The sequence below is a fragment of the Rhodobium orientis genome, assembly GCF_003258835.1.
Taxonomy (GTDB): domain Bacteria; phylum Pseudomonadota; class Alphaproteobacteria; order Rhizobiales; family Rhodobiaceae; genus Rhodobium; species Rhodobium orientis.
This window is the reverse complement of record NZ_NPEV01000010.1, coordinates 78,832-105,785: the sequence shown is the minus strand read 5'-3', so window position 1 is coordinate 105,785 and position 26,954 is coordinate 78,832. Positions and strand designations below refer to the sequence as shown.

The following is a 26,954-nucleotide window of genomic DNA, read 5'->3' as shown; positions in this document are numbered from 1 at the left end:
CGGCGCATATAACAGCGGCGCGCGGACCCAAGCGACCAGCGAGCCGCCGGCGGATACGATCCCAGAGGACCTTATGACACTGCGAATCTCCAGTAAGAACGTCGATATCGGCGAATCTTTGCGTACCCATGTGGAAGCCCGCATCGACGATGCCGTCGACAAGTATTTCGACGGGAATTATTCCGGTAATCTGGTGTTCGAACGCGAAGGCTCCGGCTGCCGCGCCGACTGCAGCATCCATCTCGATACCGGCATCGTCCTGCAGGCCTCGGCCCAGGCCCAGGAACCGCAATCGTCCTTCGACCAGGCCGCGGAGCGCATCGAAAAGCGGCTCCGGCGCTACAAGCGCAAGCTCAAGGCCCACCGGGCCGAGCCCAAGGGAGAGGCCTCCTACGTCGTCTTCGCCTCCAGCGAGGAAGAAGACGAGCTCCCGGAAGATTTCAATCCCGTCGTCATCGCCGAGACGTCCACCAACATGAAGACCATGACGGTCGGCATGGCGGTCATGCAGCTCGATCTCATCGAGTCGCCCGTCGTCGTTTTCCGCAATGCGGGCAATGGCGGCATCAACGTGGTCTACCGCAGGGTCGACGGCCATATCGGCTGGGTCGACCCGTCTCTCGCCGGCAACGGCGCGGCAGACTGACGGTCCGGTGTCTTTCGGATCGTCGTTTCATCCTGAAACGCCTCCCGCGGAGCGGCCTTCCGGCCGCGGGAGTAGATCGGATGTCAGTCAAAGGACTCTTCGCCATGGATCTGAGCGATCTTCTCAGCCCGGACTCCATCGTTCCGGCGCTGAAAGCGAATTCGAAGAAGCAGGTGATCCAGGAACTGGCAGGCCGGGCGGCGTCCCGGGTGCACCTGCCGGAACGCGATATCTTCGACACGCTGCTGCAGCGTGAGCGGCTCGGCTCGACCGGCGTCGGTCACGGCGTCGCCATCCCGCACGGCAAGCTGGTCGCCCTCGACCGGCTGGTCGGCATTTTCGCGCGCCTGCAGCGGCCGGTCGACTTCGACGCCCTCGACGACGAACCCGTCGACATCATCTTCCTGCTGCTGGCGCCCGAGGGCGCCGGCGCCGACCACCTGAAGGCGCTGGCACGGATCGCGCGGCAACTGCGCGACCCGACGATCATCGCCAAATTGCGGGCGACCTCCGACCCGGCGGCGCTCTATGCGCTGCTGACGCAACCGCTCGCCTCCAACGCGGCCTGACCGGGCCGCGCACAAACGCCCTTCTGAACGACGAACGGCTCCGCAAGGCCTCATTTCCGAGGACCGGCGGAGCCGTTTGTCGTTTTACCGCTGACGTTGCGGCGGGATCAGTGGACGCTGACCGCGTGGATGTCGTTGCTCATGGCGTTGGCAACGGCTGCATCGCGGCTGTCGGCGATCAGGATCGGGCTGCCATCGGCGGCGAGCAATGCCCACAGCTTCAGGCCCGGCGCCACCTCCGGCGCGTCCGGGAACATGGTCGCCAGGTCTTCGGAAGCGACCGGGCGCACATAGGCGAGCTGATCGCCGCCCAGCTTGGCGAACACGTGGGGCGGCATCAGGGGGTGTTTCTGGGCATCATGGTTCTTGGTGTCATTCATGGCTTACGCCTCCTCATACTCACATGTGGCGCGAGGCACGCTTCGGCAAGGCTTTGCCCGCCATCGCAGCGGCCTGAGCCGGCAGGGGACTGCCGTCAGTCGTGGGCCGTGATTTCGATCTTGCGAACGATGCGTTCCGGCTCGGGACGCGCAAGATCGATCGAGAGGAGGCCGTCCTTCAGGTCGGCACCGAGGATTTCGATGCCCTCGGCAAGGACGAAAGTGCGCTGGAACTGCCGCGCGGCAATGCCCCGGTGCAGGAAATCGCGCTCCTTGTCTTCGCTCTGAAGGCCGCGGATCACCAACTGGTTTTCTTCCACAGCCACGTCGAGCTGCTCGCGCGTGAAGCCCGCCACCGCAAGGGTGATGCGAAGCGTCTCCCCGAAGCCGTCGGAGGACGCGATCCGCTCGATGTTGTAGGGCGGATAGCCGTCATTGGTGGCTTTGGAAACGCGGTCGAGCACGCGCTCGATATCGTCGAACCCCAGGAGATAGGGGCTGGAAAACGCCGACATTCGTGTCATGTCAAAGTCCTCTCGCGAAGCGACCTTGAGGTTCCGGACCCGTTACTGGCATCCGGTGCGGCATCTGCGCCGTCGACGCCAATATGGTGAGACTGTGGCATCCGTTCAAGCAGCGGGGCTCCGGGGCCCCGCAAACCCGGGCCTTCCCGGTCCGGCAGGCATGCGGAAAGTCGACTTTCCTTGAAGGACTTCAATGCAATCCGTGACGTTCCTGTCTTTGAATATGCGCGACGCGATGACAGGCGGGCCGACGGTCCGCCGCCGCAGCGAGCGGAGGACCCACCACATGAAAACGCTTTTCGCACGGCCCGGCCGATGCGTGGCCGGATGCCTTTCCGCCACGCTTCCCGCCGTCCTTTGCGCCCTTGTAGCCGGCACCCTGACGGTCGCCGCACCCGGGGCACGGCCGGCCCTTGCCGAGGACACCCGCGAACTGGTCGAGGTGGCGCCGGAGGTCCGCGACCAGTTCCTGGAGGAAATGCGCCAGGACCTTATCAATCTCGACGCGGTGATCACCGCAATCGCGGAGGACGACCTGGAACTGGCGGCGCGGATTGCCGAGCGCAGGATCGGCCTCGGCCATATGCGCATCCTGCGGATGGAGGAGATGGGCGCCCAGGACGCCAAGATCGCGGCCGCGATCAGGGAAATGCGGCAGATGGCCGAGGACCTCGGCACCGATATGCCGAAGGAAATGGCCAGGCGGGGCCTGGAAGGCGGGCGCGGCGTCGGCCGCTTCATGCCGGAGGAGCTGGTGGCGATCGGCCAGTTGTTCCACAAGACCGCCTATCCGCTCGCCGATGCGGCCCGGGCGACCAAGGCCGATCCGAGCGCGGAGAACTACAAGAAACTCTTCATCGCGCTGTCCGACATGACCAATTCGTGCCTCGGTTGCCACGAGGTCTTTCGTGTGAAATAGCGGGTAGCGTCCCCCCTCCTTCGAAGGAGCCGTTCCGATGCCCGACTATGCCCGCTATCCGAGCCTTGAGGACCGCGTCGTCTTCATCACCGGCGGGGCCGCCGGCATCGGCGGCGACATGGTCCGCCAGTTCGCCGGACAGGGGGCGAAGGTCGGCTTCATCGACCTTGCCGAAGAGGCCGGCAGGGAAACCGTTGCGGCCTGCATTGCGGCCGGGGCCGCGCACGCGCCGCTGTTCATTGCCGGCGACCTTCGCGACATCGACGCGCTGAAGGCGGCGATTGCCGAAACGGGCAGGCATTTCGGCGACATCACAGTGCTGGTCAACAATGCCGCCAATGACGACCGGCACGACTGGTCCGAGGTGACGCCGGAATACTGGGACGACCGCTTCGCGGTGAACCTCAGGCATCAATTCTTCGCGATCCAGGCCGTCGTCCCGCAGATGCGCCGGGCCGGCTTTGGCTCCATCGTCAACATCGGCAGCTCGTGCTGGATGATCAAGGAAGACTTCTTCCCCGGCTACGCCATCGCCAAGTCGGCGGTCCAGGGCCTCACCCACACCATGGCGCGGACCTTCGGACCCGACAACATCCGGGTCAACGCCGTCCTGCCCGGCTGGGTCGCGACCGAGCGGCAACTGCAGAAATGGTGGAGCCCGGAGGGCGAGGCCGGCACCATGGAGATGCAGTGCCTGAAGCGGCGCATCACTGCCGAAGAGTTCAACCAGATGGTCCTGTTCCTCGCCGCAGACGACGGCGGCGCCTGCACCGCCCAGAGCTTCGTCGTCGATGGCGGCCGCGGCCCGCTCTGAGTGCCGGCCCCCGTTTACGCGGGCCGGTGGCGGTAAGCCATGCCCGTTGTGCATCTGCACAAACCGACCGTGCGAGCCCTACGAGAAGGAGTCCGGACGCGACCTTGCACGCGAGGGTCGGTTTTCTGGATTGTATTTTAGGTATTTCTTCATGCTGTTGAAATTGTTTGCGGAAGTGTCTGGTCAATCATCAGTGAACTGACTGTATCGGAATAAAAAATTCACACTCATTCGCTATGCTGCAGCGCATTATCGAAGAGGTTTCCCCGTGTTCTCGCTTGCCGGAAAAAAGGCGCTCGTCGTCGGGATCGCCAACGAAGAGTCGATTGCCTATGGCTGCGCCAAGGCGTTTCGCGACCAGGGCGCCGACCTTGCCATCACCTATCTGAACGACCGTGCCGAACGCTTCGTGCGTCCGATTGCGGAAAAACTCGGTGCCGAAATCTGCCTGCCGCTCGACGTCCAGCGCGACGGCGAGTTCGGCGAGGTGTTCGACGCCATCCGCCAGCGCTGGGGCCGCATCGACGTCTGCCTGCATTCCATCGCCTTCTGCCCGAAGGAGGATCTGCACGGCCGGGTGCTCGACTGCTCGCGCAGCGGCTTCACCTCGGCCATGGACATCTCGGTCTATTCCTTCATCCGCATGGTGCGCCGGGCCGAACACCTGATGCCGAACGGCGGCACCTGCATGACCGTTTCCTTCTACGGCTCGGAAAAGGTCGTCGACCACTACAACATCATGGGCCCGGTGAAAGCCGCGCTGGAATCCACGTCGCGCTACCTCGCCGCCGAACTCGGCCCCAAGGGCATCAGCGTCCATGCGCTGTCGCCGGGACCGCTGAAGACCCGCGCGGCATCGGGCATCGACCATTTCGACGAACTGATGGCGCGCACCGCGGACCGCACGCCGACCCATCACCTGGCGACGATCGAGGATGTCGGCGCCTATGCAGCCTTCCTGGCCAGCCGCGAGGCCGCCAACGTCACCGGCGGCGTCCACATGATCGACGGCGGCTACCACATCGTGGGTTGACCCAATGACAAACAACGACACGTCCAGCAGCAGCAACACCTCCCCCTTTGCGGCCTTCGGCAACGGATGGGGCGACCTCGGCAGCCAGTGGCGCCTGATGGGCGAACTAACGCTCCACCACGCCAATGCGCTGCGGGACAGCCAGGCCAAGGCCGTCACCGGCACGACCGCGGCGATGCGCGCCCTTGCACCGCAGTTCTGGAGCGGCAATCCGGCGACGGCCTTCCAGGACTACGCCACCGACTTCGCCGAGCGCTCGCTCCTCTTCCTCGACACCCTGCGCCAGCGCGGCGATTCTTATATCGAGCGCGAGGAGGAAGGCTTCAAACCGGTCCTCGTTTTCGACTACGACCTCATCCTCGACGGCCGCGAGCTTCCGAAACCCGTCAACTACGCGCTGGTTCGCATCCTGCCGCCGGAAGGCTCGCCGCCGCAGCGCGAGGACGGCCGTCCCTTCGTCATCATCGATCCGCGCGCCGGCCACGGCAGCGGCATCGGCGGCTTCAAGAGCGAGTCGGAGGTCGGCGTCGCCCTGAAGGACGGCCACCCGGTCTATTTCGTCATCTTCTATCCCGACCCGGAACCGGGCCAGACCCTCGGCGACGTCTGCGAGGCCGAGGCGCTGTTCCTGAAGGAAATCCACGCCCGGCACCCGAACGCGCCGCTGCCGCTCGTCACCGGCAACTGCCAGGGCGGCTGGGCCTCGATGATCCTCGGTGCCATCCATCCCGATCTGATCGGGCCGCTGGTCATTGCCGGCGCGCCGCTCTCCTACTGGGCCGGCGAAAAGGGCAAGAACCCGTTCCGCTATTTCGGCGGCGTCATGGGCGGTGCCGTGCCGGCGCTGTTTTCCTCCGACCTCGGCGGCGGCAAGTTCGACGGCGCGCATCTGGTCATGAACTTCGAGAGCCTCAACCCGGCCAACACCTGGTGGCGCAAGAACTACACGGTGTTCGCCGACGTCGACAACGAGGCCGACCGGTTCCTCGATTTCGAGAAATGGTGGTCCGGCTTCTATTTCATGAACGACAACGAGATCCGCTGGATCGTCGAGAATCTCTTTATCGGCAACAAGCTGACCCGCGGCGAGGCAACCCTGCCGGACGGCACGCCGATCGACCTTACCCGCATCCAGGCGCCGGTGGTGGTCTTTGCCTCGCACGGCGACAACATCACGCCGCCGCAGCAGGCACTGAACTGGATCCCCGACCTCTACGATTCCGTCCAAGAGATGCAGGCACGCGGCAACGTCGTCGTCTACACCCTGCACGACAGCGTCGGCCATCTCGGCATCTTCGTCTCCGCCAAGGTGGCGAGCAAGCAGCACAAGCAGATCACCTCCGTCGTCAAGACCATCGAGGCCCTGGCGCCCGGCCTTTACGAGATGAAGATCGGCAAGGAGGACGGCGTCTATTCCGTCTCCTTCGAGGCCCGCACCATCGACGACATCCTGGCGCTCGACGACGGCCGCGAGGAAGAGGAGGAGTTCGCCGCGGTCGCCCAGCTCTCCGAATGGGCAACGAAGACCTACGAGCTGACCGTGCGCCCCTTCGTGCAGAGCATGGTGACGCCCGAGATCGCCGAGGCCAGCCGGGTGATGCATCCGATGCGCACCCAGCGCTACCTCTTTTCCGGCGCCAACCCGGCGATGCGCAGCGTCAAGGCGATGGCCGACCGGCGCCGCCGGACCCGCACGCCGATCGCCGCGGACAATCCGTTCTTCCAGGCCGAAAAGCTGATGGCCGACATCGTGGAGTGCAACTGGAACCTCTTCCGCGACACCCGCGACGCCTTCATCGAGCTTGCCTTCCACGGTATCTACGGCACGCCGTGGATGAAGCGGCTTGCAGAAAACGGCGCCCGCAAGCATGAGGTGCGCGACGCTTTGCAATACCCTCAGGTCAAGGAAGCACTGGCCAAATCGGGCGTCGGAGGGTATGCGGAAGCCATCATCCGCATGCTGATTCTGATCGCCCGGGCACGCGGGTCGGTACGGCGCGACCGCCTCGAACGCTCCAACCGCATCCTGCATTCCCGGCCGCCCTTCGACACCATGACGCCTGAACACCGCAGCCGCCTCATCCACGAGCAGACGATGATCGTGGAATTCGCCGGCAAGGAGGCGATCGCCACCCTGCCGGAGCTTCTGCGCGACGACGTCGACCGCATGAGGGCGGTCAATCTGGTGATGGAAATCGCCGGCGCGGTGGAAGAAATGGACCCGCCGACGATCGCCATGTTCAAGCACATCCAGCAGGTGCTGAAGACGATGGCGAAGGACTGGCACGAACCGCAGCACGAGGTCGAGGGCCACATCCCCGGCACCGTGCCGGATGCTGCGACCGCGCCGACCGCCTGAAACGTCGCCTGAGACAGAGAAAAAAGGCCCACTCCGGGGACGAGGAGCCGAAAAAATGATCCGCGAGAACAAGCTTTTCGACGAACTGACAGTCGGCGACAGCGCCTCCGTCAAGCGCGTGTGCACCGCCAACGACCTGTTCGTCTTCGCCCACGCATCGGGCAACCTCAACCCGCTGCACCTGCCGGAGGACGAGCACCACAACGGCAAGGCAAACGGCGAGACGTCCGAGCCGGTGGCCCCGTCCATGTGGGTCGGCGCGCTGATCTCCTCGGTCCTCGGCAACATCCTCCCCGGCGCCGGCACGCTCTACAAGACCCAGACGTTCCGCTTCGTCGACCGGGTCCATGTCGGCGACGAGCTGACCGTCACCGTCACGGTCGCGGAAAAGCGCGCCAACAACACCGTCGTCCTCGACACGGTGATCACCGGGCGCGGCGGCGACGTGGTCGCCGACGGCGTTGCCGAAGTGCTCGCCCCGACCCGCAAGGTGGCCCTCGACGACGACCGGCTGCCGGATCTCCTGATCCGCCGGCATCAGCATTTCGACCGCTACCTGGAAGCCTGCGCCGGCATGCCGAGCGCGGCGACCGCCGTGGTCGCGCCGGAGGATCCGGCCTCGCTCGGCGGCGCGCTGTTGGCGGCCAAGCGCAACCTCATCGTGCCGATCCTGATCGGCTCGGCCGAGGCCATCAAGGCGGTCGCCAAGAAGCACGGCGAGGACCTTTCCGGCATCGAGATCATCGACGTTCCGAACCATGACGCCGCCGCGGCAAAGGCGGTGGAAATGGCCCGCGCCGACCAGGTCCAGGCGATCATGAAGGGGCATCTCCACACCGACCAGTTGCTGCGCCACATCGTCAAGCGCGACGGCGGCCTTCGGACCGGGCGCCGGCTCAGCCACGCCTTCATCATGGACGTCCCGGGCCTCGACCACGTGCTGATCGTGTCGGATGCGGCGATCAACATCGCGCCGAGCCTTGAGGAAAAGATCGACATCACCCAGAGCGCCATCGACCTCGGCCGTTCGCTCGGCATCGGCCAGCCGAAAGTGGGCGTGCTCTCCGCCGTGGAAACCGTCAATCCGGCGATCCCCTCGACGCTCGATGCGGCGGCGCTCTCCAAGATGGCCGACCGCGGCCAGATCACCGGCGGCCTCGTCGACGGACCGCTGGCCATGGACAACGCCATCGACCTGCAGGCAGCCCAGTCCAAGGGCATCACCTCGCTGGTCGCCGGCCGCGCCGACATCCTCATCGTGCCGAACCTGGAAGCCGGCAACATGCTGGCCAAGGAACTCGCCTTCATCGCCCATGCCGAAGCCGCGGGCGTCGTCCTCGGCGCCGCCGTCCCGATCATCCTGACCAGCCGCGCCGATGGCGAAAAGGCGCGGCTCGCTTCCTGCGCCATCGCCGCGCTCTTTAAAGCGTGGCAGGTGGGGGGTCGGTCCATGATCGCGGAGACAGCGGAATAATGCATCACATCCTGACCCTCAATTCCGGATCCTCCTCCATCAAATTCGCCCTGTTCGCGGTCAACGGCACGCCGGTGGAAAAGGTCCGCGGCCAGGTCGAAGGCCTCGGCAGCATGCCGCGCCTGAAGGCGCAGACCGGACAGTCCGTGCTGGCCGACGAGGTGCTCGACGAGGCCCGGGTCAACGACCATGCGAGCGGCCTTGCCGCCGTCCTCGGCTTCCTGCAGGCGCATTTCGCCGCCGATACGATCGCCGCCGTCGGCCACCGCATCGTCCATGGCGGCCCGGATTATACCGAGCCGGTGGTCCTCGACGACGCCCGGCTGGCGGAGCTGGAGGAATTCCGGCCGCTGGCGCCGCTGCACCAGCCGCACAACATTTCCGGCGTACGCGCGGCGAAAAAGGCGTTCCCGAATGCCGTCCAGGTCGGCTGCTTCGACACCGCCTTCCACCGTGCCCACCCCTGGGTCAACGACACCTACGCCCTGCCGCGCGAGCTCTACGACCAGGGCGTTAGGCGCTACGGCTTCCATGGCCTGTCCTACGAATATGTGGAGAACCGGCTGCACGAGGTGGCGCCGCACCATGCCGACGGCCGGGTCATCGTCACCCATCTCGGCAACGGCTCGTCCATGTGCGCCATCCAGGGCGGCCAGAGCGTCGGCTCCTCCATGGGCTTCACCGCCCTCGACGGCCTGCCGATGGGCACCCGCTGCGGCCAGCTCGACCCCGGCGTCGTGCTCTACATGATGAGCGAGCTCGGCATGTCGGCCGAGGAGATCGAGGACGTGCTCTACCGCCGCTCCGGCCTCAAGGGCCTGTCCGGCATCTCCCACGACATGCGGCTGCTAGAGGCCGCCGGCACGCCGGAAGCGCTGCAGGCGATCGACTACTTCGTCTACCGCATCCGCCGCGAGATCGGCGCCATGATCGCCATTCTCTCCGGCCTCGACGCGCTGGTGTTCTGCGGCGGCATCGGTGAGCACGCGGTCAGGATCCGCGAGCGCATCTGCCAGGGCTTCGACTGGATCGGTATCGAGCTCGACGAGACCCGCAACCGGCACGGCAGCACGGTGATTTCCTCCGACCGCTCGCGCGTGCGCGTCTTCGTCATCCCGACCAATGAAGAGGCGATGATCGCCAGCCACACGGCGCGGCTGATGGCCGAGGCTTCCTCGCCGGCAATCGGCTGAGCCGCCGGCCCGCTCTCGCTCTCACCAGTTCTTTCGCGCGGCGCCCGCTGCTGTCGCGGCGGCCGGGCCACCTTCCAGTGCACGGAAGCGGGCGACGGTTTCCCTGACGCCGTCGGCGAGCGATGTCGCCGGCCAATCGCCGATCACCCGCTTCAGGGGCGCGTTGTCGAAACCGTCCGTCGGCGAGGCGCGGTGGATCTCGGCCGTGGTGACAGTTGCGCCCGGCACGATCATGCGGATCGCAGCAAGGAGATCGTCGGTGGACGCGACCTCGGTGGTGAGGTCGGAGACGAGCGCGCCGTCCCAGTGCGCCTCGGTCGCGCGGGCAAAGATCTCGGCCACCTCCCCGGCATACTGGAAGCAGCTTTCCGTGCGGAACGGCAGCTCGTAGGCATGTCCCAGTGCGGCGGCGCGGATCGCGCGCGTGATCGCCGAGGTCTCGCCGTCGTCGCGCCCGACGCCATAGACGATGAAGGGGCGGAGCCCGAGGCTGGAGATGCCGTGGTCCTCCCAGTAGAGCCGGGCGATCTCCTCGTCGGTCTTCTTGAAGACGCCGTAGAGATTGGCCGGCGCATTGGCCGGCCCGCGCGGCTTTGCGGCAATCGAACTCGTGTAGACGAGGTTGCCGACGCCGTGCTTGCGGGCGGCCTCGAAGACGTTGATCTGGCCGATGATGTTGACCCTGGCGCAGGCGACGGGATTGGCCCGGCAAGCCGGGATCTGCAGGGCGGCGAGATGGATGACGGCGGCCGGCGCGACCTCGGCGAAGAGGGCGTCCACGGCATAACCGTCGGAGACGTCGCAGTGCCGCCAGTCGATCGCGCCCTGGTCCGCTGGCGGTACCAGGCTGTCGATGCGGCTGCGGTCGTCGGTAACGTCGGTCGCCACCACCTTGCTGCCGGTGGAAAGCAGCCGGGCGATGATCCAGGAGCCGAGAAAGCCGGTCGCACCGGTAATGAGGACGGGGCGGGCATCGGCTGTCATTCGGAAGTCCAGTCCATGTTTTTCGTATTGGCCTTGCCGCGTCGGTCGAGCGCCCAGCGGATGGGCGGCCATAAGAGGATCGCGGCAGTCAGCACGAAGAGAGCGAGTGCGATCGGGCGCTCGAAGAAGGCGAGGAAGTCGCCGCGGGTGATCAGCAATCCCTGGCGCAGGGAGTTCTCGATCATTTCGCTCAGCACCATGCCGATGACCATGGGCGCGAGCGGAAAGCCGTTCTTGCGGAACAGGAACCCGACGACGCCGAAGACGAAGGCGATGATGAGGTCGATGGGATTGCCGCGCACGCCATAGGCGCCGATCAGCGAGATGACGACGACTGAGGCCATCAGGATCGGTTCGGGAATTCGGAGCACCCGCGTGAACGCCTGTGCGCCGACGGCACCGACGACGAACATCAGCAGATTGACCGCGATGAGGATGAAGAACACCGCATAGACGAGGTCGAGATGTTCGGTGAAGAGGCGGGGGCCGGGCGCAAGACCATGGACGACGAAGGTGCCGAGCATGACGGCGGTGACCGGGTCGCCCGGAATGCCCAGCGCCAGCGTCGGCACCATGGCGCTGCCGGTGACGGCGTTGTTGGCGCTTTCCGCCGCGACCAGCCCGTCGGGCTCGCCGGTACCGAGCCTGTCGCGGCGCGGTGAGGAGCGCTTGGCCTCCGAATAGGAGATGAAGGCGGCTGTCGCCGCGCCCGTGCCCGGAAGCGCGCCGACGAAGGAGCCGATGGCGCAGGACTTGAAGAGAATTCCGAGCCGTGGCTTCCACTCCGACCAGGGCGGCAGGCGGAAGCCGACCCGGAACATCGACGTTTCCTTCAGGACGTGGGTTTCCGAGGCCCGCACGAACACCTCCGACAGCGCGAACAGGCCGACGATCGCCGGCACCAGCGAGATGCCGGCGGTCATCTCGAAATTGTCGAAGGTGAAGCGCATGTCGCCGGTGACGTGGTCGACGCCGACGGTGGCAACGAAGAGGCCGATAACGCCGGAGAGCAACCCCTTCAGCATCGCACCGCGCGAGACGTTGGCGATGCAGATGAGGGCAAAGACGCCGAGGGCGAAATACTCGATCGCGGTGAAGTTGAGCGAGAAGGCGGCAAGCTGGGGCGCGGCGACGATGAGGACGGCGACGGAAAAGAGCCCGCCGATGACGGAGGCGGCCGTCGTCCAGCCGATGGCAAGGTCCGCCTCGCCGCGCCGCGCCATCGGGTAGCCGTCAAGCGCGGTCGCCGCGGCCTGGGGCGTTCCGGGCGTGTTGATGACGATGGCCGAGATGGAGCCGCCATAGACCGATCCGCAATAGATGCCGAGCATCAGGGCGAGCGCCGGGATCTGGCCGAGGGTGAAGGTAAACGGCAGCACCATGGTGATGCCGACCACCGAGCCGAGCCCCGGCAGCACGCCGACGATGACGCCGAGCACCGTGCCGGCAAAGACCGAGACCAGAACCGGCAGGGTCAGGAGATGTCCGATACCGAGGGAAAGGGCGTCCATGGGCGGCCTTAAAAGCTGTCGAACCAGGGCGAGGACGGCAGGATGATCAGGAACACCTTGTCGAAGACGTACCAGACCGTCAGCGGGTAGATGGCGGCGACCGCACCGATCACCGGCACGTTGCGGTAGCCGAGAAGGAACGGCAGGGCGAAGACGTAGACGACGGTGGAGATCAGGAATCCGGCGCTGGTGATGGCGGCGATGTAGAGCCCGGTGAGCGCGACCGCGGAGACGACGATGAGCGCGGTTCGGCCGCTGAAGAAGCGGTGCGGCAGGCGAAAGCCCTCGATCGCCACCGCAAGGGACAGCACCAGCATCAGGGCGAGCAGGATGCGCGGGAAGAACACCGGTCCGCGCCCGGCGGTGACGATGGAGACGTCATAGACGGGATCGAAGGTGTGGTAGAAGAGATAGGCCGCGATCAACAGCGAGATCGCGCCGATCACCGTCGTCCAGGATACGCGCGTCATCGAAAAACCTCACGCCGTCGGGAAGGCCGTGCGGCCTTCCCGGGCCATCCGCGCACTCAGTTCTTCTTCAGGCCGGCCTTGGCGAGCAAGCCCTCGTTCCTTGCGAATTCGGACCGGACGAAGGCCTCGAAGTCGCTGCCGGACATGTATGTGACAGGCATGCGGAGCTGGCTCATGCGCTCGCCGAAGGCGTCCGACTTCATGCCGGCCTCGCAGGCCGCTTCCAGCTTTTCCTTGGCCTCGGCCGGAATCCCCTTCGGCGCGACGATGCCGCCCCAGATCGGGAAGTTGAGGTCGAAGCCCTGGTCCTTGGCCGTCGGCAGGTCCTCGGCGGTGGCGACCCGCTCGTCCATCAGCATGGCGATCGACTTCACCTGGTCGGCGTTCTTGGTCAGGAACGAGATGTGGGCAACGAACATGTCGACGGTGCCGTCGAGCATCGCCTTGAAGGTCGGCGCCGAGCCCTTGAACGGGATGAACTGGAAGTCGGCGCCGGAGGCCTCCTTGACGCCGAGGCCGGCGACATGGGGGATCGAGCCGACCGCCTGGATGCCGTAGTTGAGCTTGCCCGGATTGGCCTTGGCGTAGTCGATCATGTCCTTGAGCGAATTGAAGGGCGAATCCTTGCGCACAACCAGCGAGGACGGCGCGGAATAGGCGAGGCAGATATAGTCGAAGGAGTCCGGACCGTAGGGCAGGCGGCGCAGATGCGGCTGCGTCGTCATCGGGCCGACCGGCATCATGCCGACGGTGTAGCCGTCGGGCCGGGCGCGCGCCGTTTCCGCCGCGCCGATGGTGCCGCCGGCACCGGCCGTGTTCTTGACGACGATCTCGGTGCCGAGCGCCTCGGCCATCGGGCCGGCGAGCGTGCGGGTGGTGATGTCGGTGCCACCTCCGGCGCCGAACGGCACGATGATGGTGACCGGTTTTTCCGGAAACGCCTGGGCGTCAACGCTGAGCGCGGCGCCAAGGCCAAGGGCCACGGCGCCGGCGAGAACGGCATGCTGAACGGACGTGCGAACCACTGATATTCCTCCCTTTTTCTTGTTGGCCTCTTGCCTTTCGGCCGGGCCCTCGGGCGCATTTTACGCCACAAGATTTCCCTACGATACATTTTTAAAAACGGTTTTCAATTTCGAAATTGAAATTAAATTCCAAAAAAATTACGCTTGCTGAAAAGACGACAAGAACGACCACAAGGGAGGAGACCAGCCATGACGCGCAAGACGCGCCTGTCGGATGCCGAGATCGAGACCTACCACCGCGACGGCCTCGTCATTCCGGACTACCGCCTGCCGGAGGAAACGCTTAGCGGCCTGAAGGCCGCCGTCGACCGGCTGATCGCCGACCACCCGAACGTGCGTCCGGAGCAGCTTTCCGGCCCGCACAATCCGTGGGGCCAGTCGGCGAGGATGATCGGCAATTACGACTTCCTCAGCTTTTGCGGCTTTTCCGAAATCCTCGACATGGTCGCGCAGGTTATCGGCCCGGACATCATCCTGTGGGGCAGCATGCTGTTCGCCAAGCCGCCGAAGGAGGGAAAGGCCGTGCCCTGGCACCAGGACGGCCAGTACTGGCCGATCTCGCCGCTCGCCACCTGCACCGTGCGCATCGCCATCGACGGCTCGAGCGTGGAGAACGGCTGCATGCGCTACATCCCCGGCTCGCACAGGAAAAAGACGCTGGAGCGCCACGCCGTCGCCGACCGGGACGACTACGCCATCAAACAGGAGATGGAGGAGATCGACGAGGCACAGGCCCGCGACGTGGTGCTGGCGCCCGGCCAGATCTCCCTGCACGACGTCTACACCGTGCACGGCTCCAACCATAACCGGTCGGGCACGCGCCGCGCCGACTACGCCATCCGCTACATGCCGGCGACCTCGCTCTACGACCGCAGCCCGGACCATCCGGCAACGGCCTACGCCATGAAGGTCTCGCCGACCATGAACTATCCCTTGAGGCCGATCTGGCTGATGCGCGGCACCGACCGGGCCGGCAACGACTTTTCGGTCGGACACGGCAGCCACGCCGCCTGATCCGCCACCTCCGGCATGCACTGATATCTCCAATAAAAACAACACAATAAAATCAACGAGGAACCATGACCAAGACAAACGAACGTGTCGTCGACACTCTGATCGAGGCCGGCGTCACACGGGCCTTCACCTTGCCGGGTCTCGGCGTCACCTGGTCGCTGCCGGCCTTTTACGACCGTCGGGACGAACTCGACGTCGTCCTGACACGCAACGAATGGATCGCCTCCATCATGACCCAGGTGACGGGGCGGCTGACCGGCCGTCCCGCCGTCCTGATGGGCCAGGGCCCGTGGCTCACCACCATCGGCGCCATCGGCATCCTGGAGGCCCATTTCGCCGGCTCGCCGATGGTGGTTTTGACGGAGACCTCCGACTATGACGGCTACGGCCAGCTCGGCGTCTACCAGACCATGACCGGCGACTATGGCGGCGCCGACGCCATGGCGTCCCTGAAGCCGATCACCAAATACTGCACCTATGCGACGACGCCGGAAGAGGCCGTCTTCGGCACCCAGATGGCGGTCAAGCACGCCAGCCTGCCGCGCACCGGCCCGGCCGCCGTCATCATGAAGACCTCGATCATCCGCCAGGAGATGCCGGAGGCACCCAAGCCCGGCCTCTACCCGTCCAAGGGATACCTCTCCTACACCCCTGCCCGGCCCGACGCCGGCGCGGTGGCGCGGTTGAAGGATCTGCTCGACAAGGCGAAGAGGCCGGTCTTCATCGCCGGCAACGGCGTCCTTGCGTCGAACAGCGGCGCCGCGCTGCAGGCGCTGGCGGAGGCGGCCGGCATTGCGGTCGCCACCAGCTACAACGCCAAGGGCGCGATCGCCGAGACCTCCGACGTCGCCGCCGGCATGCTCGGCACCTGGGGCATGCCGACCGCGAACCGGGCCGTCGCGGAAGCCGACCTCGTCGTCATGCTCGGCGCCTCCATGGGGCCGGACTATACCCGGTTCAGGGACCCGGACCTGATCCGGCCCGGCGACCAGACGCTGGTGCAGGTCGACATCGACCCGCGCAATGCCGGCTGGGTCTATCCGGTCGACCTGGCGATCACCGGCGACGTCGCCGACGTGATTTCCATGCTTGCCGAGAGCGGGCTCGACGCCGGCCCGCGCGCGGCGCGGCTCTCGGCCATCGCCGACCTCAAGGACCGCACCGACTACCACGTCCTGCCGGACCTGCCGGCGGCACAGGGCAGCGTCCATCATGTCGACCTCGTCAGGGCGATGCAGGGTTTTTTGGGTCCCGACGATATCCTGGCGCTCGATGCCGGCTCCAACCGCATCTGGTCGACCTTCGGCTTGCGCATGCCTTATCCGCAGCAGCTCCTCGTTCCGGGCGGCACCGGCGTCATGGGCTGGGGCGGACCGGCGGCGGCGGCGGCAAAGCTGGTGCACCCGGACAAGCGCGTCACCTGTCTTTCCGGCGACGGCGGCTTCATGATGACGCTGCAGGTGATCACTACCTGCATCCAGCAGAACCTTTCCACCGTCTTCGTCGTCAACAACAATTCCGGCCTCGGCATGGTCCGGGACAATCTCGGCGAGCGGCGCATCGCGGTCGATTTCGAGGACATCGATTTCGTCACCGTCGCGGAGGGCCTCGGCGGCAAGGGCATCCGGGTCTACCACCCCGGCGAGATCCGCGACGCCATCGAGACGGCGCACAGGATGGGCGGGCCGGTCGTCGTCGACGTCAAGGTCGACCCGGATGCGAGCCACCACCAGGCGGTCGACAATGGACCGCTGTGAGGGACGCTTTGCGGGCCGCGTTGCCCTGGTCACTGCCGCGGCAAGCGGCGTCGGCCGGGGCGTCGCGATGCGGCTCGCCGCCGAGGGGGCGTCGGTCACCATCTGGGACCGGGACGGCGATGCGCTCAGCGAGGCCGCGGCGGAAGCGGAGAGCAAGGGGCTCTCCCTTGCCACCCGATCCCTCGACATGACCGACGGCGAGATGATCGCGGACGCGGTGGCAGAGCTTGCCGCAACGACCGGCCGCATCGACGTGCTGGTCAACAATATCGGCGGCTCGCTGCACACCCCGTTCCGCTTCCTGGAGCAATCGGACGCGGACTGGCAGCGCGTCATGGACGTCAACGTCACGGCGTGCGTGAGGACCACGCGGGCGGTGATCCCGCACATGGTGACGGCGGGCTACGGCCGGATCATCAATATGGGCTCCAAGGCCGGCCGCTACGGCAGCCTCTTTGCCGGTGCCAACTATGTGGCGGCCAAGGGCGCGATGCAGGCGCTGACCCTGCAGATCGCCCAGGAATTCGGCCCCGCCGGCATCACCTGCAACAGCGTCTGCCCCGGTGCCATCCTGACGCCCAGGGTGCGCGGACTTCTCGCCGAACGCCAGTCGGAGGAGGAGCGCGAGCGGGTGCTCGCCACGATCCCGGTCCGTCGCCACGGCGAGGTGGAGGACGTCGCCGCGGCGATCGCCTATCTCGCCTCGGAAGAAGCCGGCTTCGTCACCGGCGCCTGCCTCGACGTCAATGGCGGCCAGGGCATGACGATCTGAGGGTGCGGCAGGGTGACGACGTCGTTGGATGAGCGACGGTTCACCCAAATGAACGTGGCGCCTGCTGCCGGCACCACATGGATTGCCGCGTCGGCCTGCCGGCCTCCTCGCAATGACGTTGAAATCACTGTGAAAAGCGTCATTGCGAGCGCAGCGACGCAATCCAGATCGGCGGTGACGGCAGAGTTGGCCTATGTGTTGAAGGCACGTTCTCTTGCATTTGCCCTTGCCATAACTCCGCGTCATTGCCGGGCTCGACCCGGCAATCCATAGGGCCTTTGATTTCAAACTGATAGGCTGGATTATGCCGCACGTCATCATGGACCACCGGATCACGTCCGGTGGTGACGCAGAGTGTGTGGGACCCGGAGTGCAAGAGCCTTGAACCCGAGGCCATTGGTTCAAGCCCGTTGACGGCGCCGAAGCGTCGGACGGCCCACCCTCACAGCAGGCCGCGGGCGACCAGTTCGATCTGGCGGGCGACGCCGAGGACGCGGGGGCCGAGGTCTTTTTCCAGCCGTTCGCGGGTAATGATCGACCTGAGCCCGCCGACATTGATGGCATAGGCCGGGTAGCCGTCGGAGCGGCGGATGGCGGCGCCGGCGGAATTCGCCTCCGACACCCATTCGCCGATGGCGAGCGAAAAGCCGCGCTCGCGCGTCTCCTCGATGCCCCGGGTCATGCCCGGCTCGACGGTCTTCCAGTCGTCGCCATAGGAGACCTTCAGGCGCGCGATGAGGGCCTTGCGGTCGGCCTCGGGCAGCGCCGCCAGATAGGCGCGGCCCATGCCAGTCGTCGGAAGCGGAATGCGCGAGCCGACGCCGAGGCGGATGGCCATGGAGGCCGGCGCCCGGCAGGCCTCGATATAGATGATCTCAAGCCCGTTCGGCACGCCCAGATAGATCGAGGCATTGGCGTAATTGGCGAGTTCCTGCATGTAGGGCCGGGCGATGTCGCGGATTTCCATCTGCGCCAGCACGTCGTAGCCGAGGGTCAGGATCCCCGGCCCGAGCCGGTAGCGGCCGGAGTCCTCCACATAGTCGAGATAGCCGAGCTCGGTCAGCGTGAAGGTGATGCGCGAGACGGTCGGCTTCGGCAGCCCGACCCGTTCGGCGATCTCGCCATTGCCGAGCGGCCGGTTGTCCGGCCCGAAGGCGCGCAGCACCGACAGCCCGCGCGCCAGCGCCGACATGAAGCGGTAGTCCTTTTCGCCGGTGTCCTTTTGCGGCGCTTCTTTCCGTCTCGACAAACGGCCTCCCTTCGGGCCTTTTCGCTGCCCGTTTTGCCGGTGCCGCACGTTAACGGCAACGGCCCGGCAAATCGATAGCCGGGAAAGACTTCGCTGTTCAAGAATAGGCCGGCGCTTTTTTTGCCGCCACCCGCGAGAATCGGGAGCGGGCCGGACCGAAGACGCCGAAGGACTTCTGTGCGGCCGTTGCGGCGAAGGTGGTGCGCCGGCCGGCCGGCACGGCGGCGACATGCGGCAGGGAGAGCGTGGCACGGGTGCGGCGGATCACCGGTCGGGCCGCTCAGGCCGCGAGCGCTGCAGCGACATCGGAGACGTCCTCGGCGAACCGCAGGTCCAGGCCCTTGCCTCCGGCACCGGAGACGGTGGCGGAGACGATGCGCCCGCCCATCATCTCGATGCCGACGACGTCGCCGGCCTCGATACCGTCGACCGCCCCGATGCGCCCGCCGGTCGCCGTCACCTCGGTGAGCGAGGCGTTGAAGTGGCGTCCGTCGCCGTCGATGACGACGACCTCGCGCAGCTTCTCCCTGAGGGCGGCGCGGCGGTCCTCCACGTCGCGGCTGATGTTGCCGAGGATGTCCTCGATGTTGCCGGAAAGCAGCTTCATCGCCTTGAACAGCTCGTCGGAGAAATCGTTAACCGACTGGGCCTCGTGGGCGGTCTCGCCGATCGCCGCGGAGACAGAGCCGACATTGCGGGCCACTTCCCCGGTGCCGTCCGACGCGGCCGCGACCGAGCGGGCGATGTTGCCGGTGACCGCCTGCTGCTTCTCCACGGCGCCGGAGATGATCGCGGTAAGGTCGCGGATCTCGCCGACCACGTCGGTGATGCGGCCGATGGCGGCAACGGCGCCTTCCGTCGACTGCTGGATGCCGGTGATCTGGGCGGCGATTTCCTCGGTCGCCCGGGAGGTCTGGTTGGCGAGCGACTTGACCTCGGAGGCGACGACGGCGAAGCCCCTGCCCGCCTCGCCGGCACGGGCCGCCTCGATGGTCGCGTTGAGGGCCAGCATGTTGGTCTGCTCGGCGATGCCCTGGATCAGGGTGATCACCTCGCCGATGCGCTCGGCCGCCTCCGACAGGGCCGAGACGTCGCGATCGGTGGCGGCAGCGGTCTCGGCCGCGGTCGAGACCAGGTCGGTCGCCTTGCCGGTCTGCTGGGCGATCTCGTGAATGGCGTGGGTCAGCTCGTCGGCCGCGACAGCGACCTGCCCGACGTTCTCGGCCGCATTTCCGGAGGCGGCGTCGGCCTCGGACGCCTTTCCGGTCGCCGTCTTTGCGACGTCGACGAGGCGGCCGGCGGAACCGCTCATTTCCTTGGCCCGTTCGCAGACCTCGCGCATGGTCGTGTCGATGCTGTGCCGGAAGGCGGCGACGATTTCCTCGATATGGCCCTGGCGATCCCGCTCGCGGTCGCGCTCGCGCTTCGCCCTTGCCTCCAGGTCGAGGCGGGCAAGGGCGTTGTCCTTCAGGATCGCCACGGAGCGCGCCATGGCGCCCATTTCGTCGGCGCGGTCGCTGTCGCCGAGGTCGACGTCGTAGTCGTGGCTGGAAAGCCGCCGCAGCGTTTCGTTGAGGCGTTTCACCGGATCGATGATCGACCGCGCCACCACGTAGGAGACGACGAGAGCACCGGCGAGCAGAACGACGAGGGCAATGGCCAGGGCCCAGAACTCAAGACGCGCTTCGCCGCCAGCGCTGCGGGCGGTCGCGGCAATGCCGTCGGCAAGCCGATCCTCCACCGTCTTCAGCGCGTCGATGCGCGCGGTCGAGGTCTTGAACCACTGCGGGCCGGTGACGCCGGAAATGTCGGTGCCGAAGGGCGCTCCGGTGGCGAGCTTGCGCAGGGCAAGGACGTCCTCCTCGACCGGCCCCTTCAGCGTCTCATCGAAGAAGGCGACGTCGGCGGGCGCGCTGTAGCGCCGGAACAGGGCGAAATAAGTGTCCTGCATGGCGCCGAGGCGGATGAAGTTGCGGTAGATGCCTTGTTTGAAGGTCCCGGCGCCGAAGCCGGCGGCGCCCATGGCGCGCTCGATGCCGGCCCGCTCCTTGGCCTGCAAAAGGGCGGCATAGCCGAGCACCGGGCGCAGGGTCGAGCCGTCGCCGATGACGCCAACCGTGCTTTCGATCATGTCGAGCAGGTCGGTGATCAGCGGCGTGTAGAAACCCGCCATCTCCGGCACGGTGAGTGCGAAGCTGTCGACCTCGCCGCGCTTTGCCTGAAGCTCGGCCAGGCGCTCGCGCGCCCGCGCGAAGGGGTCCGTAAAGGACGGCGTGTCGAGCTTGCCAGTCGGCTCGGAGATGCCGGACCGGAACCGGGCCAGCGCCCGGTCGGTGTCGGCGCGGCGGGCTCCGATCGTGTCAGAAAAGGCCTTGCCCTTGGAGCCGATGAAGCCGGCCGAGGTGCCGCGCTCCTTCTGCAATTCGTGCACGAGGCCGGAGATCGCCGGGGCCAGTTCCACCACCTTCGCGACGAAGGCGGCCTCTTCGGCGGCTTCCCGTTCCTCCATGAGCTCGACGATATCGATCCCGACGAAGGCGATGATCGGAACCAGACAGAGCGCGGCAATGCGCGGACCGATGGATATCCGCTGGAGAAGGCGTTGGATCATGGGTCGTGCAGCCTGAAGCAAGAGGAAGACTCCGAACCCTTGCACTACGCTGCAGCAGCATTAACGGTTGGTGAAAATGCCGCTCAAGCGGCAATATTTTACTTCGTATAACTTGTATTTACTTATGGATAGACAGTTTTTCGGGAATTAAGCCGGAGTATTTCCGGGCAATTCGGCAAGGCCAAGAGACGATTGCATGACCCCTAGGCCGGAAAGATCGCGCGCGTGACGAGGTAGCCGGCGAGGGCCGAGACGCCGGTCAGGACCGTGCCCCAGACGATGTCGACGGCGGTGATGACGACCGGCCAGTTCTTCAGCGTCGCATAGTTGGTCATGTCGTAGGTGGCGTAGGCGAAAAAGCCGAACAGCGCGCCGTAGAGCGCGGCGGTCGTTGCGCTGCCGCTGCCCTTCAGCGCCGGGGCGACGGCGAAGATGACGATGCCGACGACATAGACCGCATAAAACAGCGCCGCGGCGCCCATTTTCGGCTTGTCGAGGACCATGTCGCCGAGCCGGTCGAAATAGAAGCTCTTGGCGACTTTCGACAACCAGACGTAGTCTATTCCGAGAAATACGATCGCAGTGACGACATAGGCGGTGATCATGCGGGCCATGGACATCCTCTCCTTCGGACTTTCGTAGAAATACGTAGAAATGGGGCATGCGGATCACCGGGTGACAACGGCGCTAGACAGGACCGGTGGAGCCGGCCGGGGCCGAAAACGCTCCTCCAGCCGGTGATCCGGATCGGGAAATGCGACGTAGATCAAGGGTGTGCGCGGGCAAGTCGGGAGTAGCCATGCCAGAATTGACAATCGCCGTTGTCGGATCCGGAATTGCCGGACTGTCCGCAGCATGGCTGTTGGCAAAGCGCCACCGGGTCGCGCTCTATGAGGCGGACGGACGGTTCGGCGGCCACGCCAACACGGTCGACGTCAGCGGGCCGGACGGCAGGCACCCCGTCGATACCGGCTTCATCGTCTACAACACCCGCAACTATCCGAACCTCATCGGCCTGTTCGATGCCCTCGGGGTCGCGACCGAGCCGACCGAGATGAGCTTTGCCCTGTCGCTCGACGGCGGGCGCTATGAATATGCCGGCGCCGGTTTCAACGGCTTCTTCGGCCAGCGGCGCAATCTCGCCCGGCCATCCCACTGGCAATTGCTGCGCGACATCGCCCGCTTCTTCCGCACCGCCGAGGCGCGGGTTGCCGCCTATCCGACGTCGGTCAGCCTCGGCGAGTTCCTCGAACGGGAGGGCTTCGGCGACGCGTTCGTCAGGAACCACATCGTGCCGATGGGCGCGGCAATCTGGTCGACGACGATGACGGAGATGCTGGCCTTTCCGGCGCAAAGCTTCGTGAGGTTCTACGCCAATCACGGCATGCTGCAGTTCCGCGACCGGCCGGCCTGGCGCACCGTCAGCGGCGGCAGCCGGACCTACGTCAAAAAGCTCCTCGACGATTCCCCGATCGAGCGGTTGCCTGGCACCCCTGCTGCCCGCATCGAGCGACGCCCCGGCGGCGTGACCGTCGTCGATGCCTCCGGCGCCGCGCGCGGCTTCGACCATGTGGTCATTGCCGCCCATGCCGACCAGGCGCTCGCGCTCCTCGACCGGCCGAGCGCGCTGGAAGCCGATCTGCTGTCGCGCTTTTCCTACCAGACCAACCGCGCCGTGCTGCACCGGGACCGCTCCTGGATGCCGAAGCGGCGCCGGCTGTGGTCGAGCTGGAACTACCTGAAGAGCACCGCCGGCGACGACACGGACCTGTGCGTCACCTACTGGATGAACCGGCTGCAGAACCTTGACGCGGCCGACGACTATTTCGTCACCCTCAACCCGACCTCGCCGATAGATCCGGACCTGACGGAACGGGTGATCGACTACGATCACCCGGTCTTCAACGGCCCGGCGATGGCGGCCCAGGCGGCGCTGCCGGAGCTTCAGGGCGCCAACCGGACCTGGTTCTGCGGCAGCTATTTCGGCTACGGCTTCCACGAGGACGGGGCGGCGAGCGGCATCGCGGTCGCCGAACGGCTCGGCGGTCTTGCCCGGCCCTGGACCGTCGAGGGCGCGGAGCGGGTCATCGCGGTCGCCCCGCCCGCGGCAGAGGCGGCGCAATGACGGCCGCCGCGTTTTTCGAAGGCATCTACAACGGCACCGTCGTGCACAAGCGCGTTCGGCCGACGCGCCATGCGCTGTCCTACCGCGTCTTTTCGTGCCTCTTCGACGTCGACCGGCTCGGCGACCTCGACCGGCGGCTGCGCCTCTTCTCCTACAATCGCTTCAACCTCGTCTCCCTCAACGACAAGGACCATTCGGGCGACGTCCCACTTGGCGATTATCTTCGGCAGGTGGCAGAGGAAAGCGGCCACGGCGACGGCGTCACCCGCTTCCTGATGCTGTGCTATCCGCGGGTGCTCGGCTACGTCTTCAATCCGCTCACCGTCTATTACGGGCTCGACGGCGACGACCGCGTCCGACTGATGGTCTACGAGGTCAGCAACACCTTCGGCGAGCGCATGACCTATGTGCTGCCGACGGAACCGGATGCGGGCGACGTCATTTTCCAGGAGTGCGAAAAGCGGTTCTACGTCTCGCCGTTCAATGCCGTGGAGGGCCGCTACCAGTTCCATGTGACGCCGCCGGGCGACAAAATCACGGTGGGCGTTGCGCTGCGCACCGGAGATGGCCCGCTGATGACGGCGCATTTCGCCGGCGACTTTGCCCCGTTCACGGACGGAAAGCTGTTGAAGGCGCTCGCCCGCACCGGCTGGATGACGGTCAAGGTCATCGCCGGCATCCACTACGAAGCGCTGCGCCTGTGGCTGAAGGGGCTTTCCCTCAAGCCGCGGCCGGCGGCGCCGCAGCCCCCGATCACCTTTGTTCGGCACCCCAGGGAGGAAGGCCAGGAACGATGATAACGGAGTTGACGGCGGGACCGCCGACCCGAACCGACATTTTGACCCGGGCTCTGACGCCCCTCGTCACGAGCAGCGCGCGGCGCATGCTGCGCTGGAACCCGAAGGGCTCGGTGCTGGTGGAGCTTCCGAACGGCCACAAGGCCCTGTTCGGCACGCCCGGCATCGGCGCGGACGCGCATCTTCGCATCAACAGCTACCGGGTGATCGGCAAGGCGCTGAGGCGCGGCACGCTCGGCTTTGCGGAGGCTTATATCGACGGCGACATCGACAGCGCCGACCTTACCGCGCTCTTCCGCTTCTTCGTCCACAACATGGAGGGCTTTGAGGAGGCCGGGCGCGGGCTCTTCAAGCGCCGCATCGCCGACAAGCTGGCCCACCGCATGCGCCGCAATACCAGGCGCGGCAGCCAGCGCAACATTTCCGAGCACTACGATCTCGGCAACGATTTCTACCGGCTCTGGCTCGATGCGGACATGAACTATTCCAGCGGTATCTATCCGGAGCGGGGGAAGGTCTCGCTCCAGGCAGCGCAGGAGGCCAAGCTGGACCGGGTGATCGACCTTCTGGAGCTTGCCGGCGGCGAGGAGATCCTGGAAATCGGCTGCGGCTGGGGCGCGTTCGCCCGGCGCGCCGCAGGCCGTCATGGCGCGCAGATTACCGGGCTGACCCTGTCGCGCGAGCAGCTCCAGCATGCCGAAGCGGCGGCTCATGCGGCCGGGCTCGGCAGTTCTTGCGAGTTCCGACTGGAGGATTATCGCGACACCGGCGGCACCTATGACCGGATCGCCTCCATCGAAATGATCGAGGCGGTCGGCGAGGAGAACTGGCCGCGCTATTTCCGCACCCTGCACGACCGCTTGCGGCCGGGCGGCACGGCGGTCGTCCAGGCGATCACCATCGCCGAAGCGCGCTACGAGCGCTATCGCCGCAAGCCGGACTTCATCCAGCGCTACATCTTTCCAGGCGGCATGCTGCCGACGGCGACGATCATCGCCGGCCAGGCGCGGCGCGCGGGCCTCACCCTCGACCGGATCGAGCGCTTCGGCGCGTCCTATGCCAGAACGCTCCGCGACTGGCGCGACCGCTTCGAGGCCGCCTGGCCCCAGATCGCCCGGCTCGGCTTCGACGAAGCGTTCCGCCGCAAGTGGCACTACTATCTCTGCTATTGCGAGGCGGGTTTTTTGGAGGGGACGATCGACGTCGGCCTCTACCGGATGCGGAAGGCATGAGGATCGTATGGTTGGGAAGGCCGGGCGGCGCTCGGCCCCCGGCTATTTGTTGGCGTTCTTCAGGATGAAGTTGCGCACGACCCAGAAGTAGAGTGCGTTCGGCAGCAGCCTCAGGAGCTTCATGCCCATGACGAAGCCGGTCGGAAAGACGATCTCGTAGCGGCCCTTTTCAAGGCCGTCGAGCAGCGCGCGTGCAGCCTCCTTTGCCGGGATCATGCCCGGCATCGGGAACGGATTGTCCTTCGTCATCGGCGTGTCCACGAAGCCCGGATTGACGACGGAGACCTTGATGCCGTGCGGGGCAAGCTCCGCCTTGAGCGTCTCGGCAAGGTTGATCAGCGCCGCCTTGGTGGGCCCGTAGGCGACCGCCTTCGGCAGGCCGCGATAGCCGGCGACGGAGGCGACGATGGCGATATGCCCGCTGCCGCGGGAAAGCATGCCCGGCAGCAGCGCGGCGACCGCGTTGGCAACGCCCATATAGTTGACCTCGACGCCGGTGCGGATGCCGGCAAGGTCGAATTCCTCCGCATCCATCAGCTTCCAGGTGCCGGCGCCGAGCACGGCAAGATCGATCGGGCCCGCCTGTACGGCAATGCGATCGACGCAGTCTTTCACGGCATCGGCGTCGGTGACGTCGAGCGGGAAGGCGGCAAGCGCCGCGTGGTCCGCCGCGGCCGCTTCCAGTTGATCGGCGGAGCGGGCCGAGATCGCCACATGGTCAGCCTTGTCCGCCATCAGCCGTGCCAGTTCCAGGCCGATGCCGGAGCTGGCGCCGGTGATCCAGACGGATTTCCAGGTTTTTTTGGTGTCGGCCATCGCGTCAGATGCCGAGAACGGGCTGCAGCAGGCGGCCGATCAGGCCCTTGAAGCGGACCGGGGTTTCGGAGGCGACGACGCTGATGCAGGGCGCACCGGGATCGACATGGGGCCGATGCTCCAGATCGGCATCGAGGTCGGCGACGTCGCCCGGGCCAAAGCAGCCTAGGTGGTCGCTGTAGGAGCCCGACAGCACCATCGTCAGTTCGGTGCCGCCGTGGCCGTGCTCCGGCACCCGCTTGCCGGGGGCGATCTTCAGAAGGAACAACCGCCCACGGCTGCCCTTCGGCGTCGGCAGGTCGTGCTTGGCCACGCCCGGCGCGATCGATCTCCAGCGCACGGCCGAAAGGTCGTCCCCGATCATCGCATCGAGCGGTGCGGGCACCGTTCCCGGCTGCAGCGCGATCGGCCGCTGCGCCGGCGTGGCGGGCGTTTCCGGGGCCGTGTCCAGGGCCGCCAGTGCGCGCTCGCGCAATGTGGCGGACACGGGCTCCGGCGCGATGTCGTCGAGGAACACGCCGCCGGCGTCTTCGAGGGCGGCGAGCGCGCCACCGCACTCCGGGCAACAGGCGATGTGGGTACGCGCCACCAGGGCCAGCACCGGGTCGAGACTGCCGCCGGCGAGCCTCAGGATCGTTTCGGATTCCAGATGATGAGTCGTCATTACGCTACGTCTCAAC

Annotated in this window: 26 protein-coding genes; 14 read left to right on the top strand and 12 right to left on the bottom strand. The window is 66.3% G+C overall.

From position 1 onward, the window contains the following. Positions 1-73: 73 nt before the first annotated feature. Together hpf and ptsN are read left to right on the top strand one after the other, a co-directional pair. The gene (gene hpf / locus CH339_RS07125; protein ID WP_111433664.1) at positions 74-646 is read left to right on the top strand and encodes a ribosome hibernation-promoting factor, HPF/YfiA family; all 573 of its coding nucleotides are present in this window, start codon (positions 74-76) and stop codon (positions 644-646) included. Positions 647-750: 104 nt separating this feature from the next. Continuing rightward, positions 751-1,215, top strand: a complete 465-nt coding sequence (gene ptsN / locus CH339_RS07120; RefSeq protein WP_111433631.1) for a PTS IIA-like nitrogen regulatory protein PtsN — start codon at positions 751-753, stop codon at positions 1,213-1,215. A gap of 107 nt (positions 1,216-1,322) precedes the next feature. Here the strand turns inward: ptsN and CH339_RS07115 are convergent, their stop codons facing one another. Continuing rightward, a complete protein-coding gene (locus CH339_RS07115) occupies positions 1,323-1,595 on the bottom strand; it encodes a BQ00720 family protein (RefSeq protein WP_170138434.1) in 273 nt (90 codons plus the stop codon). A 95-nt stretch (positions 1,596-1,690) separates the two neighbouring features. Then, positions 1,691-2,119 (bottom strand): Hsp20 family protein, encoded by a 429-nt coding sequence (locus CH339_RS07110; protein ID WP_111433630.1) that lies wholly within the window; start codon positions 2,117-2,119, stop codon positions 1,691-1,693. 286 nt (positions 2,120-2,405) lie between these two features. On the opposite strand from CH339_RS07110, the gene CH339_RS07105 reads away from it, so the two are divergent. The 6 genes from CH339_RS07105 to CH339_RS07080 all read left to right on the top strand — a co-directional run bounded on the left by CH339_RS07105 (position 2,406) and on the right by CH339_RS07080 (position 9,911). After that, positions 2,406-3,038, top strand: a complete 633-nt coding sequence (locus CH339_RS07105) for a hypothetical protein (protein ID WP_146610129.1) — start codon at positions 2,406-2,408, stop codon at positions 3,036-3,038. 37 nt (positions 3,039-3,075) lie between these two features. Continuing rightward, positions 3,076-3,852 (top strand): SDR family NAD(P)-dependent oxidoreductase, encoded by a 777-nt coding sequence (locus tag CH339_RS07100; RefSeq protein WP_111433628.1) that lies wholly within the window; start codon positions 3,076-3,078, stop codon positions 3,850-3,852. Between the two features lie 268 nt (positions 3,853-4,120). Continuing rightward, on the top strand, positions 4,121-4,885 hold the full coding sequence (fabI, locus tag CH339_RS07095; protein WP_111433627.1) for an enoyl-ACP reductase FabI: 765 nt from the start codon (positions 4,121-4,123) through the stop codon (positions 4,883-4,885). A gap of 4 nt (positions 4,886-4,889) precedes the next feature. Then, a complete protein-coding gene (locus CH339_RS07090) occupies positions 4,890-7,244 on the top strand; it encodes a DUF3141 domain-containing protein (RefSeq protein WP_111433626.1) in 2,355 nt (784 codons plus the stop codon). A 55-nt stretch (positions 7,245-7,299) separates the two neighbouring features. Then, the gene (locus CH339_RS07085) at positions 7,300-8,718 is read left to right on the top strand and encodes a bifunctional enoyl-CoA hydratase/phosphate acetyltransferase (protein WP_111433625.1); all 1,419 of its coding nucleotides are present in this window, start codon (positions 7,300-7,302) and stop codon (positions 8,716-8,718) included. Continuing rightward, complete coding sequence (locus CH339_RS07080; RefSeq protein ID WP_111433624.1) at positions 8,718-9,911, top strand: acetate/propionate family kinase; 1,194 nt, start codon at positions 8,718-8,720, stop codon at positions 9,909-9,911. Before CH339_RS07085 ends, CH339_RS07080 begins: the two co-directional genes overlap by 1 nt. A 21-nt stretch (positions 9,912-9,932) precedes the next feature. On the opposite strand, the gene CH339_RS07075 is transcribed toward CH339_RS07080, so the two are convergent. From CH339_RS07075 to CH339_RS07060, 4 genes are read right to left on the bottom strand one after another with little or no spacing between them, the layout of a single operon-like run. Further along, a complete protein-coding gene (locus CH339_RS07075; protein ID WP_170138433.1) occupies positions 9,933-10,895 on the bottom strand; it encodes an NAD-dependent epimerase/dehydratase family protein in 963 nt (320 codons plus the stop codon). Next, the gene (locus tag CH339_RS07070; protein ID WP_111433622.1) at positions 10,892-12,406 is read right to left on the bottom strand and encodes a tripartite tricarboxylate transporter permease; all 1,515 of its coding nucleotides are present in this window, start codon (positions 12,404-12,406) and stop codon (positions 10,892-10,894) included. Before CH339_RS07070 ends, CH339_RS07075 begins: the two co-directional genes overlap by 4 nt. 8 nt (positions 12,407-12,414) lie before the next feature. Then, positions 12,415-12,876 carry a tripartite tricarboxylate transporter TctB family protein gene (locus CH339_RS07065; RefSeq protein ID WP_111433621.1) on the bottom strand — a complete coding sequence of 154 codons (462 nt, stop codon included), beginning with the start codon at positions 12,874-12,876 and terminating at the stop codon, positions 12,415-12,417. A gap of 56 nt (positions 12,877-12,932) precedes the next feature. Next, entirely contained in the window at positions 12,933-13,901 is a 969-nt protein-coding gene (locus tag CH339_RS07060) for a Bug family tripartite tricarboxylate transporter substrate binding protein (protein WP_146610128.1), read from the bottom strand. A gap of 189 nt (positions 13,902-14,090) precedes the next feature. Here CH339_RS07060 and CH339_RS07055 point away from each other — a divergent pair, with 189 nt between their 5' ends. The 3 genes from CH339_RS07055 to CH339_RS07045 all read left to right on the top strand — a co-directional run bounded on the left by CH339_RS07055 (position 14,091) and on the right by CH339_RS07045 (position 17,444). Further along, the gene (locus tag CH339_RS07055) at positions 14,091-14,915 is read left to right on the top strand and encodes a phytanoyl-CoA dioxygenase family protein (protein WP_111433619.1); all 825 of its coding nucleotides are present in this window, start codon (positions 14,091-14,093) and stop codon (positions 14,913-14,915) included. A gap of 65 nt (positions 14,916-14,980) precedes the next feature. Continuing rightward, positions 14,981-16,672 (top strand): thiamine pyrophosphate-binding protein, encoded by a 1,692-nt coding sequence (locus CH339_RS07050; protein ID WP_111433618.1) that lies wholly within the window; start codon positions 14,981-14,983, stop codon positions 16,670-16,672. Next, positions 16,659-17,444, top strand: a complete 786-nt coding sequence (locus tag CH339_RS07045) for an SDR family NAD(P)-dependent oxidoreductase (RefSeq protein ID WP_111433617.1) — start codon at positions 16,659-16,661, stop codon at positions 17,442-17,444. Before CH339_RS07050 ends, CH339_RS07045 begins: the two co-directional genes overlap by 14 nt. 442 nt (positions 17,445-17,886) lie before the next feature. Here the strand turns inward: CH339_RS07045 and CH339_RS07040 are convergent, their stop codons facing one another. The 4 genes from CH339_RS07040 to CH339_RS07030 form a co-directional block, all read right to left on the bottom strand. Further along, a complete protein-coding gene (locus CH339_RS07040) occupies positions 17,887-18,693 on the bottom strand; it encodes an IclR family transcriptional regulator (protein WP_201240956.1) in 807 nt (268 codons plus the stop codon). 97 nt (positions 18,694-18,790) lie between these two features. Continuing rightward, the gene (locus CH339_RS24615) at positions 18,791-18,961 is read right to left on the bottom strand and encodes a hypothetical protein (protein ID WP_170138432.1); all 171 of its coding nucleotides are present in this window, start codon (positions 18,959-18,961) and stop codon (positions 18,791-18,793) included. A gap of 12 nt (positions 18,962-18,973) precedes the next feature. After that, positions 18,974-21,304, bottom strand: a complete 2,331-nt coding sequence (locus CH339_RS07035) for a methyl-accepting chemotaxis protein (RefSeq protein ID WP_111433616.1) — start codon at positions 21,302-21,304, stop codon at positions 18,974-18,976. A gap of 203 nt (positions 21,305-21,507) precedes the next feature. Continuing rightward, complete coding sequence (locus CH339_RS07030) at positions 21,508-21,918, bottom strand: DUF2177 family protein (RefSeq protein ID WP_111433661.1); 411 nt, start codon at positions 21,916-21,918, stop codon at positions 21,508-21,510. Positions 21,919-22,103: 185 nt separating this feature from the next. Between CH339_RS07030 and CH339_RS07025 the strand changes: the two genes are divergently transcribed. From CH339_RS07025 to CH339_RS07015, 3 genes are read left to right on the top strand one after another with little or no spacing between them, the layout of a single operon-like run. Continuing rightward, entirely contained in the window at positions 22,104-23,429 is a 1,326-nt protein-coding gene (locus CH339_RS07025) for an NAD(P)/FAD-dependent oxidoreductase (RefSeq protein ID WP_111433615.1), read from the top strand. After that, positions 23,426-24,226 (top strand): DUF1365 domain-containing protein, encoded by an 801-nt coding sequence (locus tag CH339_RS07020; RefSeq protein WP_111433614.1) that lies wholly within the window; start codon positions 23,426-23,428, stop codon positions 24,224-24,226. Before CH339_RS07025 ends, CH339_RS07020 begins: the two co-directional genes overlap by 4 nt. A 41-nt stretch (positions 24,227-24,267) precedes the next feature. Continuing rightward, entirely contained in the window at positions 24,268-25,458 is a 1,191-nt protein-coding gene (locus CH339_RS07015; RefSeq protein ID WP_170138430.1) for an SAM-dependent methyltransferase, read from the top strand. A 42-nt stretch (positions 25,459-25,500) separates the two neighbouring features. On the opposite strand, the gene CH339_RS07010 is transcribed toward CH339_RS07015, so the two are convergent. Both CH339_RS07010 and CH339_RS07005 read right to left on the bottom strand, forming a co-directional pair. After that, complete coding sequence (locus CH339_RS07010; protein ID WP_111433612.1) at positions 25,501-26,274, bottom strand: SDR family NAD(P)-dependent oxidoreductase; 774 nt, start codon at positions 26,272-26,274, stop codon at positions 25,501-25,503. A 4-nt stretch (positions 26,275-26,278) separates the two neighbouring features. Continuing rightward, entirely contained in the window at positions 26,279-26,938 is a 660-nt protein-coding gene (locus CH339_RS07005) for a ChrR family anti-sigma-E factor (protein ID WP_111433611.1), read from the bottom strand. Positions 26,939-26,954 lie beyond the last annotated feature (16 nt).